The sequence below is a fragment of the Spirillospora sp. NBC_01491 genome (genome assembly GCF_036227065.1).
In the GTDB taxonomy this organism is placed as follows: Bacteria; Actinomycetota; Actinomycetes; order Streptosporangiales; family Streptosporangiaceae; genus Spirillospora; species Spirillospora xylanilytica.
In genome coordinates, this window is record NZ_CP109432.1 from 6562339 (window position 1) to 6575351 (window position 13013).

At 70.1% G+C, this 13013-nt stretch carries 17 protein-coding genes; 11 read left to right on the forward strand and 6 right to left on the reverse strand.

Features of this window, described 5'->3' with window-relative positions:
• Positions 1-36 precede the first annotated feature (36 nt).
• Positions 37-1176 carry a hypothetical protein gene (locus OHA34_RS30445; protein WP_329519643.1) on the reverse strand — a complete coding sequence of 380 codons (1140 nt, stop codon included), beginning with the start codon at positions 1174-1176 and terminating at the stop codon, positions 37-39.
• 277 nt (positions 1177-1453) lie between these two features.
• Between OHA34_RS30445 and OHA34_RS30450 the strand changes: the two genes are divergently transcribed.
• From OHA34_RS30450 to OHA34_RS30470, 5 genes are all read left to right on the forward strand, one after another.
• Complete coding sequence (locus OHA34_RS30450) at positions 1454-2074, forward strand: DUF4178 domain-containing protein (RefSeq protein ID WP_285937921.1); 621 nt, start codon at positions 1454-1456, stop codon at positions 2072-2074.
• Between the two features lie 3 nt (positions 2075-2077).
• Positions 2078-2569 (forward strand): DUF2617 family protein, encoded by a 492-nt coding sequence (locus OHA34_RS30455; RefSeq protein ID WP_285937919.1) that lies wholly within the window; start codon positions 2078-2080, stop codon positions 2567-2569.
• Positions 2566-3012: a DUF4247 domain-containing protein gene (locus OHA34_RS30460; protein ID WP_285937917.1), complete on the forward strand. Its 447-nt coding sequence runs from the start codon at positions 2566-2568 to the stop codon at positions 3010-3012. Before OHA34_RS30455 ends, OHA34_RS30460 begins: the two co-directional genes overlap by 4 nt.
• A gap of 10 nt (positions 3013-3022) precedes the next feature.
• Positions 3023-3448: a DUF350 domain-containing protein gene (locus OHA34_RS30465; RefSeq protein ID WP_285937915.1), complete on the forward strand. Its 426-nt coding sequence runs from the start codon at positions 3023-3025 to the stop codon at positions 3446-3448.
• A gap of 139 nt (positions 3449-3587) precedes the next feature.
• On the forward strand, positions 3588-5126 hold the full coding sequence (locus OHA34_RS30470; RefSeq protein WP_329522462.1) for a polyamine aminopropyltransferase: 1539 nt from the start codon (positions 3588-3590) through the stop codon (positions 5124-5126).
• Positions 5127-5131: 5 nt separating this feature from the next.
• Here the strand turns inward: OHA34_RS30470 and OHA34_RS30475 are convergent, their stop codons facing one another.
• Positions 5132-5839 (reverse strand): MerR family transcriptional regulator, encoded by a 708-nt coding sequence (locus OHA34_RS30475; protein WP_329519644.1) that lies wholly within the window; start codon positions 5837-5839, stop codon positions 5132-5134.
• An 85-nt stretch (positions 5840-5924) separates the two neighbouring features.
• On the opposite strand from OHA34_RS30475, the gene OHA34_RS30480 reads away from it, so the two are divergent.
• A complete protein-coding gene (locus OHA34_RS30480) occupies positions 5925-7067 on the forward strand; it encodes an acyl-CoA dehydrogenase family protein (RefSeq protein ID WP_285937913.1) in 1143 nt (380 codons plus the stop codon).
• Positions 7068-7071: 4 nt separating this feature from the next.
• Here the strand turns inward: OHA34_RS30480 and OHA34_RS30485 are convergent, their stop codons facing one another.
• On the reverse strand, positions 7072-7569 hold the full coding sequence (locus OHA34_RS30485; RefSeq protein ID WP_329519645.1) for a GtrA family protein: 498 nt from the start codon (positions 7567-7569) through the stop codon (positions 7072-7074).
• A gap of 313 nt (positions 7570-7882) precedes the next feature.
• Positions 7883-8299: an ATP-binding protein gene (locus tag OHA34_RS30490; protein WP_285937910.1), complete on the reverse strand. Its 417-nt coding sequence runs from the start codon at positions 8297-8299 to the stop codon at positions 7883-7885.
• Between the two features lie 100 nt (positions 8300-8399).
• Between OHA34_RS30490 and OHA34_RS30495 the strand changes: the two genes are divergently transcribed.
• Genes OHA34_RS30495 through OHA34_RS30510 form a run of 4 tightly spaced genes read left to right on the forward strand, consistent with a single transcriptional unit; the run spans position 8400 to position 9773 of the window.
• Positions 8400-9212: a helix-turn-helix domain-containing protein gene (locus OHA34_RS30495; RefSeq protein ID WP_329519646.1), complete on the forward strand. Its 813-nt coding sequence runs from the start codon at positions 8400-8402 to the stop codon at positions 9210-9212.
• On the forward strand, positions 9209-9397 hold the full coding sequence (locus OHA34_RS30500; RefSeq protein ID WP_329519647.1) for a DUF397 domain-containing protein: 189 nt from the start codon (positions 9209-9211) through the stop codon (positions 9395-9397). Before OHA34_RS30495 ends, OHA34_RS30500 begins: the two co-directional genes overlap by 4 nt.
• Complete coding sequence (locus OHA34_RS30505; RefSeq protein WP_285937908.1) at positions 9397-9585, forward strand: DUF397 domain-containing protein; 189 nt, start codon at positions 9397-9399, stop codon at positions 9583-9585. Before OHA34_RS30500 ends, OHA34_RS30505 begins: the two co-directional genes overlap by 1 nt.
• Positions 9585-9773, forward strand: coding sequence for a DUF397 domain-containing protein (locus OHA34_RS30510; protein WP_285937907.1), 189 nt, complete (start codon positions 9585-9587; stop codon positions 9771-9773). Before OHA34_RS30505 ends, OHA34_RS30510 begins: the two co-directional genes overlap by 1 nt.
• 699 nt (positions 9774-10472) lie before the next feature.
• Here OHA34_RS30510 and OHA34_RS30515 read toward each other — a convergent pair.
• Positions 10473-11387: a hypothetical protein gene (locus tag OHA34_RS30515; RefSeq protein ID WP_285937906.1), complete on the reverse strand. Its 915-nt coding sequence runs from the start codon at positions 11385-11387 to the stop codon at positions 10473-10475.
• Between the two features lie 44 nt (positions 11388-11431).
• On the opposite strand from OHA34_RS30515, the gene OHA34_RS30520 reads away from it, so the two are divergent.
• A complete protein-coding gene (locus OHA34_RS30520; protein ID WP_285937905.1) occupies positions 11432-12268 on the forward strand; it encodes a 2,3,4,5-tetrahydropyridine-2,6-dicarboxylate N-succinyltransferase in 837 nt (278 codons plus the stop codon).
• Positions 12269-12287: 19 nt separating this feature from the next.
• Here OHA34_RS30520 and OHA34_RS30525 read toward each other — a convergent pair whose 3' ends face one another.
• Entirely contained in the window at positions 12288-12998 is a 711-nt protein-coding gene (locus tag OHA34_RS30525) for a 4'-phosphopantetheinyl transferase family protein (RefSeq protein ID WP_329519648.1), read from the reverse strand.
• Positions 12999-13013: the final 15 nt, after the last annotated feature.

Consider the following 13013-nt stretch of genomic DNA (forward strand, 5'->3'; position numbering starts at 1 on the left):
CCGGCCGTCCCGCACCTGCCGCGCCCGGCCATGGCGTCACCACCCCTGACGCAGGCCGAGGCCGTAGCACGTGAAGCTGTAGCGGAGGGCATCCCGACCGTCCCCATCCTGGTGGTCGGTCCCATCCGCGATGACGAGCTCGTTGGGAGCCGTCAGGCCAGTCGCCCGAGCGGTTTCGACGAGCGCGGTGGCGAGGTCTTTGGCGTTCACCCCGGAAAGCCGCCACTGATGAGGCGCGCCGATCCACGGGTCATCCGGAATGGATTCACTGCTCCATCCCAGCGGAGCCGCGTCGAAGTCCTCGGGCAGGTCGGCCGCCAGCACGACACCGTCGTCCAGTGGATAGACATCGAATCCGACGCGATCGCCGCCATGGATGACGGGGCCGAACCACACGCCGAGCGCACGCAACTCCGCCGAGAACGTCGTCAGCCATTCGGTCAGCGCGATGGAGAAGGTGTCCCAGTCCTCGGCCTGCCAGAGGCCGGGCAGCTCAAGGCCGGCAAGAGCCTGGTCGTAGACGCGTCGAGCTCCGTTCTCATCGAAGCGCACCACGTGTCTCTCTCCGAGGAAACCCTTGAGTGCGAATTGCTCACCGTGCCCCTGCCGGGAGAGCCAGTTCTCCACCGGGCCGTTCGGCATCAGCACCAGCTCCGGGCCGTGCACTCCGGCGCGCAGCTCAAGGGAATCGACACCGCCACGCCATCGCAGGTACGGGTCGCCCCAGGCCGGGCCGCTCTCGAAGAAGGGGCGGAGATCTCCATGGCTGCCGACGATCGGAGCCGGACCGAGCGCCTGTGTGAGCATCCGGGCCACGCGTCGAAAGCACTCTGTCTGCGCTTTGGCGGATCGATCGGTGACCGCCACGGGAACGGCCAGCCCCACATATTCCTCCCCCATGGAGACGTAGCGGGACTCGATGTCACCTACAGGAAGCAAGCGCGCGTCGCCCGTCGCCGACCCGGTGGGCACGACCGCCTGATCACCGGGATGGGAGAGCTTCCACTCCCGTTCTTTCAGGAGCTCCGCCATGGCCGGGTCCCGCCAACCATCGGTCACGGCACCGCTCATCCACCGCCCGAGGTCGACGATCTCCTCGTCCGAAAGCGTCGCCGTTCCTGCGCCGGACATCGACATCACCGGTCCTCGCATCGCTCGCCGTGTCTTCATGATCATTTGATCGCGGGTCAGTGTAGTGATGCTCTCCACCCGGGGCGGTGCCGTCAGGTGACACGGTCCCCCGACACGCCACGCAGAGTGACCGGCGACGTCCGCGCACCTCGCCCGTCCCGCGTCCCGCCCGGGGCCACGGGGGCGGGGGCGGCCAGGGTCGATGGGGAAGTGGAACTTTTCCGGCATAGGCGCCGTCATAGCGCGGATGGTCATCTGTGCTGCATGTCGGTAGGATCCGCGTCGATTCCACCGGCTCGCGGTCGAATCTGTGGAGGTGCGCATGGGCAAAGCGGCGATTGCGGTCCTGCTGGTGCTGATCCTGGTCGCTTTGATCGTGCTGGTCGTGGTCCTCCTGCGCCGCCGGTCGGGCAGCGGAGGTCCGGGGTCCGGACCGGCGCCGGCGCCGCCGCGCGACCCGTTCGCGGCCGAGGACCAGGCGGGCGGCGACCCGCGGACGCTCAAGGCCGGCGACATGGTCGAGTACCTCGGCGTGCGCTACTTCGTCCGCGGCTCACTGCGGCTCCGCGAGGGCGGCTTCACCTGGAGCGAGCACCTGCTGGACGCCGACACCATCGAGGGCACCAAGGTCTGGCTCTCCGTCGAGGAGGACCCCGACCTGGAGGTCGTGTGGTGGACCGAGCACGACATCGGCGACCTGACCCCCGACCGGCGCACCCTCACCGTGGACGGGGTGGAGTACCGGCGCGACGAGCACGGCACCGCCGACTACGCGAGCGAGGGCACCACCGGGGTGGGCGTCCGGGGCCGGGTCGAGTACGTCGACTACGAGGGCCCGCGCGGACGCTACCTGTCGTTCGAGCAGTACGGCGGCAGCACCTGGGAGGCCGGGCTCGGCGAGCTCGTCCCGAACGGCAGCCTGACGATCTACCCGGGAAGCTGAGCGTTGCTGGCGACCCTCGACACCCCCTATGCCGACTCGCGGCCGGACGCGCTGTCGTTCGCGCTCGGCCTGGCACCGCTGGACGCGCTGGCCGTGCTGCCGGTCGCGCGCGGCGGCCTGACCGTGGAACTGCGCCTGCTCGGCGCGTCCCACCAGGTCATCGCCGGGCCGCTCAGCGAGACCGTGGCCTGCCTGCCGGAGCGCCCCGGCCCGCTCCCGGGCCGGGTGAGCACCGAGCTGCCCGGCTGGGCCTACGACTTCACCGCGACCACGGAGACCCATGACGGCGCCGCCGCGTTCGGCCGCGCCGTCGACGCGCTGCGCGCCCGGCTGGGCGACCGCGGCGACGCGCTGACCGGAACGTTCCCCGGCTCCCCGCACGCCGTCACGGCGCTGGCGGTCGAGCCGTCCGGGACGGGCTGGCGCACCTGGCACGCCTACCCCCAGACGATGGAGATCGTGATGACCCGCAGCCGGCTGGTGAGTCAGCCGTGACCAGGAAGCCCGTGCTGATCGCGATCGCGGCGGCCGTGGTGATCGCGCTGATCGCCCTGGTCGCGGTGCTGGTCACCCGCGGCTCGGTGGACCGGTGGATCGCCAAGCGGTACCACCGGGTCACGTCCGGCGTGTACACCTCGCCCAAGCCCCCGCAGCGGGTGAGCGCCGAGATCACCAAGAAGTTCAAGGCCATCAACCGGGTGGACGACCTGGCGACGCTCGGCCCGGGGGCCGGCGGCATCTTCCTCCAGTACCCGAAGACGATGGTCGGCGTGCTGGCCCAGGGCACCGGCAGCCGGATCACCGTCGACGTGCCGAGCTCCGGTTACAACCGCTACCACTCGCACGTCGGCGGCCACTGGAGCAGCCCCGGCAGCAACGGCTGGAACAGCAACGGCATGGCATCATTCCGCGGCGGCGGCCCCGGCTCGGGCAAGTGAGGAGCATCCGATGAACGACATCCTGCACGAGGGCGGCGCCACGCTGGCGTACGGAGCGCTCGGCATCGCGCTGATGGCGCTCGGCTACCTGGTCGTCGAGGTGACCACGCCGGGCCGGCTCGGACACCAGATCTGGGAGGAGGGCAACCGCGGCGCCGCGCTGCTGCTGTCGGCCAAGCTGATCGGCGTCGGCGCGATCGTCACGACCGCGATCGTGACCAGCGACTCCGACCTGAGCCAGGGGCTGACCGACACCGCGGTCTACGGCCTGATGGGGATGGTGCTGATGGTCGTGGCCTTCTACCTCCTCGACCTGATCACCCCCGGGAAGCTCGGCGCGACCCTCGTCGACGGCGACTCGGTGCACGCCGCCGGCTGGGTGGTCGCCGCGGCCGACCTCGCCGTCGCGGCCATCGTGGCCGGCGCCGTCTCCTGAACGCCGACGATCGGGGGATCGGTTGACCAAGGAGACCACCATCGCGGACCCCGCCGAGGACGCCGAGGACGCCAAGGACGCCTCAGCCGAGGCGAGCGAGACGGTCGAGACGGGGGAGGCGGGCGGGGCCGGGTTGCGGGTGTCCGCGCGGGCGGCGCGGGCGCTGGTGCTGGCGGCGGTGTTCACCTGCGCCGCCTGCGGGCTGGTGTACGAGCTGGCGCTGGTCGCGCTGGGCAGCTACCTGGTCGGCAACTCGGTCACGCAGGCGTCCATCGTGCTGTCGGTGATGGTCTTCGCGATGGGCGTCGGGTCACTGCTCGCCAAGCCGCTCCAGAGCCGTCCGGTCGCGGCGTTCGCCGTCATCGAGGGGGTGCTGGCGCTGGTCGGCGGGCTGTCGGTGCTGGTGCTCTACGCGGCGTTCGCCTGGCTCGACCTCTACGTCCCCGCGCTGGTGGTAGTCGCGTTCACCGTGGGCGCGCTGATCGGCGCGGAGATCCCGCTGCTGATGACGCTGCTCCAGCGGATCCGGCGGCAGGACGCGGGCAGCGCGGTCGCGGACCTGTTCGCCGCCGACTACGTGGGCGCGCTGATCGGCGGGCTGGCCTTCCCGTTCGTGCTGCTGCCGGTGTTCGGGCACATCAAGGGCGCGCTGCTGGTCGGCGCGGTGAACGCCGTCGCCGGGATCGCGGTGGTGCTCTGGCTGTTCCGCCGGCAGGTCGGACGCGCCGCGCAGGCCGCCCTCTGGACGGGCATGGCCGCCGTCCTCGCCGTCCTCGGCGGGACGTACGCGCTCGCCGACGGGTTCGAGGTGTCGGCGCGGCAGGCGCTGTACGACGCGCCCATCGCGCTGGCCGAGCGCACCCCCTACCAGGAGATCGTGATCACCCGGAAGGTCGCGCTGTCGGGCCGTCCGGACCTGCGGCTGTTCCTCAACGGCGACCTCCAGTTCTCCTCGGTCGACGAGTACCGCTACCACGAGTCCCTGGTGCACCCGGCGCTGGCGGGGGCGCGCGGCAGGGTGCTGATCCTGGGCGGCGGCGACGGGCTGGCGCTGCGCGAGGTGCTGCGCTACCGGGACGTCTCCAGCGTGACGCTGGTCGAGCTCGACCCCGAGATGCTCCACCTCGCCCGCACCTACGGCGAGCTCGCGCGGCTCAACGGGCACTCGCTGGACGACCGGCGCGTCACGGCCCTCAACGCGGACGCGTTCTCGTGGCTGCGCGCGCCGTCCCAGCGGTTCGACTCGGTGATCGTCGACATGCCCGACCCCGACGACGTGTCCACGGCCAAGCTCTACTCGGTGGAGTTCTACGGCCTGGTGAAGCGGGTCCTCGCGCCGGGCGGCCGGATGGTCGTGCAGTCGGGCTCGCCGTACTTCGCGCCCAAGTCGTTCTGGAGTATCCAGAAGAGCATCGCGGCGGCGGGGCTGGCGACCACCCCCTACCACGTGGACGTGCCGAGCTTCGGCGACTGGGGCTACGTGCTGGCGTCCGCCGGCGACGACCCCCCGGAGCCGGGGCTCGCCCGGGACGTCCCGCCGCTGCGGTTCCTCGACACCGACGTGCTGCGCGCCGCGACCGTGTTCGGCAAGGACCTGCGGCGCCGCGACGTGGAGGTCAACACGCTCGTCCACCCGCGCCTGGTCGACTACGAGAACGAGGAGTGGCGCGACGCCTGACCGGGTCAGTCGCGCGGGACGGTGCGGCGGATCGCCTTGTCGACCGAGCGCTGGAACGAGGTCACCAGCGACTGGATCATCAGCGGCTTGAGCTTGGCGGCCAGCTCCAGCAGCCGCTCGCGCTCGCCCGGTGGGCGGCCCCGCTCGCGGTAGGGCCGGACGACGGTGTCCTGGAAGACCCGCTGGAGCTCGCCCGCCAGCGCGGTGGTGTGCCGCTCGACGGCCTCGTGCGCGGCGACCAGCGTTTCGAGCGGCATCGGCAGCTCGGCCAGCTCGGCGCTGATCCCGAGCAGCGCCGGGCTGAGCACCCGGACCGTCCCGTCGCCACCGGACTCGATCACGCCGAGCGCCTCCAGCCGCCGCAGCGCGTCCTCGTCGAGGTGCCGTCCGGCCCGGCGGTCGAGCTCGTGCCGGTCCAGCACCTCGGACCGTTCCGGCGCCCAGGGCGACAGCAGCGCGCGCTGGAGGGCGAGGTCTTCGGGCGAGGCGTCCAGTGGGATCTTCCGCAGGTGCTGCTCGACGGCCGCCAGGGTGAGCCCGAGCGCTTGCAGCTCGCGGACGAGTTCCAGCCGGGCCAGGTGGTCCTCCCCGTACAGGCCCTTCCGCCCGCGCAGGCGGGGTGGGGGGAGGAGGCCCCGTCCGGCGTAGAAGCGCACCGTCCGGACCGTGACGCCGGCGCGGGCCGCCAGGGCGTCGACCGTCATCTCCTCCATGGCTCCCCTGTCCGGCGGTATGTGACAGTGCCAGTGTTACATTAACTCTGTATCAGTACACACTTACCGCGAGGAGGCACCCCGGATGGCGCGCGAGATCTTCACCGAGGAGCACGAGGCGTTCCGCGACATGGTGCGGTCCTTCATCGAGAAGGAGATCGCCCCGCACCACGCGCAGTGGGAGAAGGACGGGATCGTCTCCCGCGAGGTGTGGCTCGCCGCCGGCCGCCAGGGCCTGCTCGGCATCGACATGCCCGAGGAGTACGGCGGCGGCGGCAACCCCGACTACCGCTACTACATCGTCCTCAACGAGGAGTTCGCCAAGGCCGGCGTGCACGGCCCCGGCTTCTCGGTGCACAACGACATCAACGGCGGCTACCTGCGCCAGCTCTGCACCGACGAGCAGAAGGCGCGCTGGTTCCCCGGCTACTGCTCCGGCGAGATCATCACCGGCATCGCGATGACCGAGCCCGCCGCCGGCTCCGACCTCCAGGGCATCAGGTCCACCGCGGTCAAGGACGGCGACCACTACGTCCTGAACGGCTCCAAGACCTTCATCTCCAACGGCATCCTCGCCGACCTGGTCATCGTCGTCGCCAAGACCGACCCCGCGGCCGGCTCCAAGGGCGTCAGCCTGCTCGCCGTCGAGCGCGGCATGGACGGCTTCGGCCGTGGCCGCAACCTCGACAAGGTCGGCATGCACGCCCAGGACACCGCCGAGCTGTTCTTCGACAACGTCCGCGTCCCCGCCGCGAACCTCCTCGGCGAAGAGGGCATGGGCTTCATCTACCTGATGCAGAACCTCGCCCGCGAGCGCCTGTCCATCGGCATCACCGCCCAGGCCGCCGCCGAGACGGCCTTCGAGCAGACGCTGGAGTACTGCAAGACCCGCGAGGCGTTCGGCCGCCCGATCGGCACGTTCCAGCACAACCGCTTCACGCTCGCCGAGATGAAGACCGAGCTCACCGTCACCCGCGCGTTCACCGACGAGTGCGCGGTCAAGGAGGGCCGGGGCGAGCTGTCGGCCGACCAGGCCGCCATGCTCAAGTACTGGAACACCGAACTGCTCAAGCGCGTCGTGGACCGCTGCCTCCAGCTCCACGGCGGCTACGGCTACATGATGGAGTACCCGATCGCCAAGGCGTACCAGGACGTCCGCATCCAGACCATCTTCGGCGGCACCACCGAGATCATGAAAGAGATCATCGGCCGCGGCCTCGGCGTCTGACCCGTCAGGCGGCCGGTGCCTTCGCCTCGTTGAACACGAAGCGCCGGTAGGCCCAGTAGCGGAACAGCATCGCCAGGGCCGTGCCGAGGATCATCCCGCTGACGAAGTCGGAGACCTCCTGGACCCCGCGCCCCACCACCGGGTACTTGAGGTCGAAGAAGTAGCGCGCCACATACAGCGGCACCGCGTTGATGCCGGTCGAGATCCCGTTGATCAGCACGAACAGCGGGAACTCGGCCGGGCTGCGGCGCTTGGCCTTGACCCGGAACGCCCACCCGCGCTGGAGCGCGTACGACAGCAGCGTGGCCACCGCCGTCGCGACGAGCAGCGCCGTCACCGGCTTGTGCTCCATCACGGTCAGCTTGAGCGCGAAGTTGATCGCCACCGTCACGACGTAGCACAGGCCGCCCGTCAGCCCGAACTTGACCAGCACCCTGTTCTTGATCAGGATCGGCCGGACCTGTTCGGGCACCCGGTCGAGGGCGGCACTGGTGATCGTCATGCGCCCGAGCCTATCGATGATCGTTCACACCCGGCCCCGTCCCGCCGCATTCGCGGCGGCCGGCCGCCTTCCGTGGCGTGAACCACACACCCCCCCCCGCCGCCCCGCGGTGAGTATCCGGTGGTGGCCCGCCCGCAGGTGGCGAGGATCGCGGCACGCATGCCCACCTGGAGACCGCACATCCCCGCCCGGGCTCCTCCACGACCACCCGTGCACCGGGACCCGCGGCTACTGGGCCGCGCAGGAGAACAAGGCCGCCTGGGGCGGGGGCCCCGGCCCCAGTGGAAACGACACCCGCGGCCGTCGACCATTCCTAGGTCGCCATGAGAGCCCAGACGATCTTGCCCTTGCCGGTGGCCGAGCGGCGGACGCCCGCCTCCTTGGCGTAGGCCGCGACGATGGTGAGCCCGCGGCCGTTCTCCGCCGTTTCGGGAGCGGCGCGAGGGGCCGGGAGCGCGGGCGACGGATCCCAGCACTCCAGTAGAGGCGCTTGATCTTGCATGGTGCAGCGGAGGCGGATGTGGTGGCCTCGCGCGGCGGCCACGGCGTTGGTGACGATCTCGCTCATCACGAGCATGGAGTCGTTGACGAGATCGCGGCCACAGCCCCAGTCGCCGAGCGCGTAGCGGACCAGTTCACGCGCCAGGACCACGGACGACGGCTCGGCCAGCAGAGTCAGGCGGACTTCGGGGATGCCGAGGGGCGACGAGGTCAGATCTTGATCGTTCATGAGGGCCGTCCTGGAGTTGGTGGAACGTGCCCTCACTGTCAGTGTTCGCGCTTTAACGTGAAGTGGATTGCAAGTAGCTCAATACACCTGTGGGTGAGTGATGAGTGTCAGAGAGACCATCGACCCGAAGTCCTCGCTGTGGGCCTGGCTGGCCTTTGACCTGTGGTTTCACCGTACCCAGCGAGGTCTCTCGCTGGCCCAGACCGCCATGATTGTCAAGACGACCCGGGGCACTGTATCCAACTGGGAAGCGGGTCGATTTCGGCCAAGTGACACCTGTCTAAAACGCCTAGACAAGGCATGGGGCACTGGTGGCCACTTCGAGCGACTTCACCTGTTCGCCTGTACTGGTCATGATCCGGACTGGTTTAAGCAGTACGTCCAGTACGAGATGGTCGCGGAGATCATCAAGGTGTTTCACGGGAAGAGCATTCCGCTTCTGCTTCAGACCGAGGCGTATGCACAGGGTGTGCTCCGAGCTGCTGGCCACGTCGACGAGGCGGAGGCGACGACCCGGGCCCGGATGAAGCGGCAGGAGATCCTTGTGCGGAAGAATCCTCCGTTCGTGTGGGTCGTCATCGATCAGGAAGTCCTCGAATGCATCGTCGGAGGGCGACAGGTGATGCGTGAGCAGATCGCACACCTGATCAGGCTCGCGGAGATGCCGCGTGTTTGCGTGCGGATCGTCCCCCGGGAGGCTGGTTGGCACCCCGGTCACGATGGCCCATTCCAGGTTTTGAAGGTCCTGGGAAGAGAGGTGGCTTATGCCGGGGCCCAGGTCGGTGGCCGTCTGATCGAGGCCGGTGACGAGGCCGACATTCTGGCTGTACGGTTCGATGAGATCGGGGCACTGGCCCTCTCCCGAGCGGCTTCGCTGGACCTGATGAGGCGGACGATTGGAGTGTACGAATGATCAACTGGCGCAAAAGTTCCTACACCGGCGGTGGGAACGACGAAGCGTGTGTGGAGTTGGCGGAGTCGGCAGGCCGGGTGTGGGTGCGGGACTCCAAGGATCCCAACGGCGCGCGGTTGGAGTTCGAGCGTGCGTCGTTCGCCGGGCTGTTGGTACGGGTGAAGCGTGGAGAGGCGGGGTTGTAGTGATCGAGTGGCGTAAGAGTTCCCACAGTGGCGGCGACAGCGATCCGGCCTGTGTGGAGTGGGCGGAGTCGGTTGGCGGGGTGTGGGTGAGGGATTCCAAAGACCCCAACGGTGCGCGGTTGGAGTTCGAGCGTGCGTCGTTCGCCGGGCTGTTGGTACGGGTGAAGCGTGGAGAGGCGGGGTTGTAGTGACCGAGTGGCGTAAGAGCTCCTACACCGGCGGCGGGAACGATGATGCTTGTGTGGAACTGGCGAAGTTGGCTGGTGGGGTCTGGGTGCGGGACTCGAAGGATCCCGAGGGTGAGCGGCTGGAGTTCGGGCGGGCGTCGTTCGCCGGGCTGCTGGTGCGCGTGAAGCGAGGAGAGTTCGGCCTGTAGCGGCGGAGCCGCGTAGCTTAGAGGGCGTGGCGTGGTCCGGGCCGATCTGCCTCACTCGGCCTGGCTACCCGCCGCGTGACCGTGAAGCGGCACGGCCGGGCCACCTCGTGGTGAAAGCCTGATTTGTGCATACTTTCGATGGCATTGTGCGGCGTTCTTGACGTCGGCGCACCGTGGAGGGGCCGTCCTCGATCGGATCATCAAAGTCGAATGCTGGCAGTCCTACCAGGAGGCGGACGGCGTCCGATCGCAGAGGGCGTTTCAAGCGGGCGATCACTCTTTGGTCCGTCGTCTCTTGGAGGAAGAGGCAAAAGGCGATCAGCCGCTGTACGACGAGGTGAGGGCGCGGTCTCTGGAGTTCTCCCGGATTCGGCTGATCGCTCATCTCGGACTCGTACGGCCCGCGTCTCTGTCACCGACAGTGATGTGGCCGAGGACGGCTTCACCGCCGAAGTCGACGCCGCCTATACCACCACTCTTCCCCGCCGGTCTTGCGGCGCTGGGCGTGGCGGATGGTCCACTCGATCAGCGTGCCCGATTTGAACGGGTGACGATCACGGTGACGTCGTAGCGGCCCATCGGGTCGTCCTTGAGTGCCTCCCGGTCGATGCGGACGACGAAGCCGTCGCCCGCCTTCCGGACGGAGGGCCTGGCGTGTCGGACAGGCCCGTACCGCGGCCCCCGGTCAGCGGCGACCGGTCAGTCGATGATGACGCGGTCGGTGGGGGCGTTCTTGTCCTCGGTCCAGCCGTCGTGGCCGGCGTCGGCCTCCCAGTGCTTGCCGCCGTAGCGGATGTGGGTGAGGCCGTACGCCTGGGCGTGGGAGACCGCCCAGGAGGCGACCGCCCAGCCTGAGCGGGGGGACGCGACGCGGACGGACTGGTTGGGCGGCTGCTGGGACGGGGCGCCCTTCGCGGTGGTGCGCGGGGCGTCCACCTGGAGGCGGCTGCCGAAGGCGCGGCGCAGTTCGCGGATCGCCTCGGCGCGGCGCGGCGCGGTCTTCTTGTCGGGCGGGAACCAGCAGCGCGCGGTGGCGGGCTCACGGCCGGTGTAGGCGCGCGCCAGCAGCTTGCCGTCGGGTTCGTGCTGGGCGTAGGCGGTGCCGTCGGCGCTGCGCTGCACCTCCTGCGCGGCCTTGTGCAGGTCGTTGTCGAGGTAGTCCTTCACCTTGACCAGGGCGTCGAAGAACTTGCTGGTGGACTGGACGGGGTCGCGCAGCTTCTCGACGCTGCCCCAGCCCTGGGACGGGCGCTGCTGGAACATGCCCACCGAGTCGCGGTCGCCGCCGGGCAGGTTGTGGATGCGCGACTCCTGCATCGCGGTCGCGTAGGCGATCACCACGGCCCGTTCGGGGAGCTGCTTGCGGAACGCGACGGCGGCGATGGTGGAGGCGTTGGCGGCCTGTTCGAGGTCGAGCGGCATCTTGCCCAGCGTCGTGCGCACCTCGCAGCCGGATCCGTGCAGGTAGGGGCGGGCGCGGGAGAAGGCGACGTAGCCGCCCACGCCGATGGCGACCACGACGGCCATGACGATCGCGGCCCACCGCCAACGGCGGCGGTGCCCGCCGCCCGGCCCCTTTTCGGGACGTCCCTTCGACCTCGCCCAAGCAACCACGCGACGACCGTACCGGCAGATGGCCACCAGTAAGCTCAAGGGCCATGACCGAAACGTTCACCAGCCCGATCTCCAGCGTCATCGACGAGCTGTGGGAGCGGCGAGCAGATCTGACCCCGGACGACGCCGAGGCGCGCAGTGCCATCGTGGCCGCCGTCGACCAGCTCGACTCCGGTGAGGCCCGTGTCGCCCGGATCGAGGCGGCGACCGACACGGTCGCCGTCGACGAGCGCGCCAAGCGCGCGATTCTGCTGAGCTTCAAGGTGCTCGGCATGGTCCGCTCGCAGGTCGGCGACTTCCAGTACCACGACCGCATCCCGCTCAAGACCCGGCTGGACGGTGTCCGCGTGGTGCCGGGCGCCATCGCCCGCTGGGGCGCGCACCTGGCGCCGGGCGTGGTGCTGATGCCCTCGTTCACCAACATCGGCGCCTACGTCGACTCCGGCACCATGGTCGACACCTGGGCCACCGTGGGGTCGTGCGCGCAGATCGGCAAGAACGTGCACCTGTCCGGCGGCGTCGGGATCGGCGGGGTGCTGGAGCCGCCGAACGCGGTCCCGGTGGTGATCGAGGACGAGGCCATGATCGGCAGCCGGTCGATGATCGTCGAGGGTGCCCGGGTCGGGCGCGGCGCGGTGGTCGGCTCGGGCACCAACCTGTCGGCGTCCATGCCGGTCATCGACGTGGAGACGGGCGAGGAGATCAGCCGCGGCCGGATCCCCGACTGGTGCGTGGCGGTCGGCGGCACCCGCCAGAAGGAGTTCAAGGGCGGCACGTTCGGGCTGCCCGCGGTGCTGATCCTCAAGCGCCTGGAAGAGGGCAGGCGGCACGACAAGGCCGTGCTGAACGACATCCTGCGCGATCACGGCATCAACACCTGACGGTGCCGGGCCCGCTCCCTCAGTCCGGCGGGGGCGGGCCGGCCACCGTGACGGCGAGGGGGCGGGTGGTCAGGGCCGCCACGGACGCGGCGTAGCCGGGGCCGGGGGACAGGTCGGCCAGCCGGGCGGTGGGCACGGCGGCCTCACCCTCCCAGGCCAGCACCTCCGCGGGGGCGGCGGGCGCCGACACGTGGATGGCCGACATCGGCGCGGCCAGGCCGTGCCCGGTGGCCTTCAGGAGCGCCTCCTTGCGGCTCCAGTACGCGTGGAAGGCCCGCCGCCGCTCCCCGGGGGGCAGGGCGGCCAGCACCTCCCGTTCGGGCGCGGCCAGCACCATGTCCGCGATGCTGTCGATGTCGCGGTCGCTCTCGCGCTCGACGTCCACCCCGACCTCGGCGGCCCCCGCGCCCCGCGACAGTGCGAGGACGACCAGGCCGCCCGAGTGCGAGAGCGAGAAGTGCACGCCCCGGCCGGGGAGGCGGGGCTTGCCGTGGGTGCCGCCGCAGTGCTCGCAGTCGGTGCTGAAGCGGATCTCTTCCGGGGGCAGACCGGTGGCCTCCGCGAGCGCGGTGCGCGCCAGCGTGCGGCCGGTGACGAACCGGGCCTTGTCCTCCGCGCGGAGGAATCGGTCGTAGCGGATCTGTTCGGCATCGTCGAGATGGACGCGCATCGACGGCTCGTCGACGGGCCGGGCCCAGTGGACGGCGATCTCCAGCACAGGGGTCTCCACGTCCGCGATGATAGG

Bases quoted from the DNA above. Each gene is read 5' to 3' on its own strand.
- OHA34_RS30450 (WP_285937921.1), top strand. From the start codon at position 1,454: ATGGGCAAAGCGGCGATTGCGGTCCTGCTGGTGCTGATCCTGGTCGCT.
- OHA34_RS30480 (WP_285937913.1), top strand. From the start codon at position 5,925: ATGGCGCGCGAGATCTTCACCGAGGAGCACGAGGCGTTCCGCGACATG.
- OHA34_RS30500 (WP_329519647.1), top strand. From the start codon at position 9,209: ATGATCAACTGGCGCAAAAGTTCCTACACCGGCGGTGGGAACGACGAA.
- OHA34_RS30495 (WP_329519646.1), top strand. From the start codon at position 8,400: ATGAGTGTCAGAGAGACCATCGACCCGAAGTCCTCGCTGTGGGCCTGG.
- OHA34_RS30520 (WP_285937905.1), top strand. From the start codon at position 11,432: ATGACCGAAACGTTCACCAGCCCGATCTCCAGCGTCATCGACGAGCTG.
- OHA34_RS30475 (WP_329519644.1), bottom strand. From the start codon at position 5,839: ATGGAGGAGATGACGGTCGACGCCCTGGCGGCCCGCGCCGGCGTCACG.
- OHA34_RS30490 (WP_285937910.1), bottom strand. From the start codon at position 8,299: ATGAACGATCAAGATCTGACCTCGTCGCCCCTCGGCATCCCCGAAGTC.
- OHA34_RS30445 (WP_329519643.1), bottom strand. From the start codon at position 1,176: ATGATCATGAAGACACGGCGAGCGATGCGAGGACCGGTGATGTCGATG.
- OHA34_RS30485 (WP_329519645.1), bottom strand. From the start codon at position 7,569: ATGACGATCACCAGTGCCGCCCTCGACCGGGTGCCCGAACAGGTCCGG.
- OHA34_RS30465 (WP_285937915.1), top strand. From the start codon at position 3,023: ATGAACGACATCCTGCACGAGGGCGGCGCCACGCTGGCGTACGGAGCG.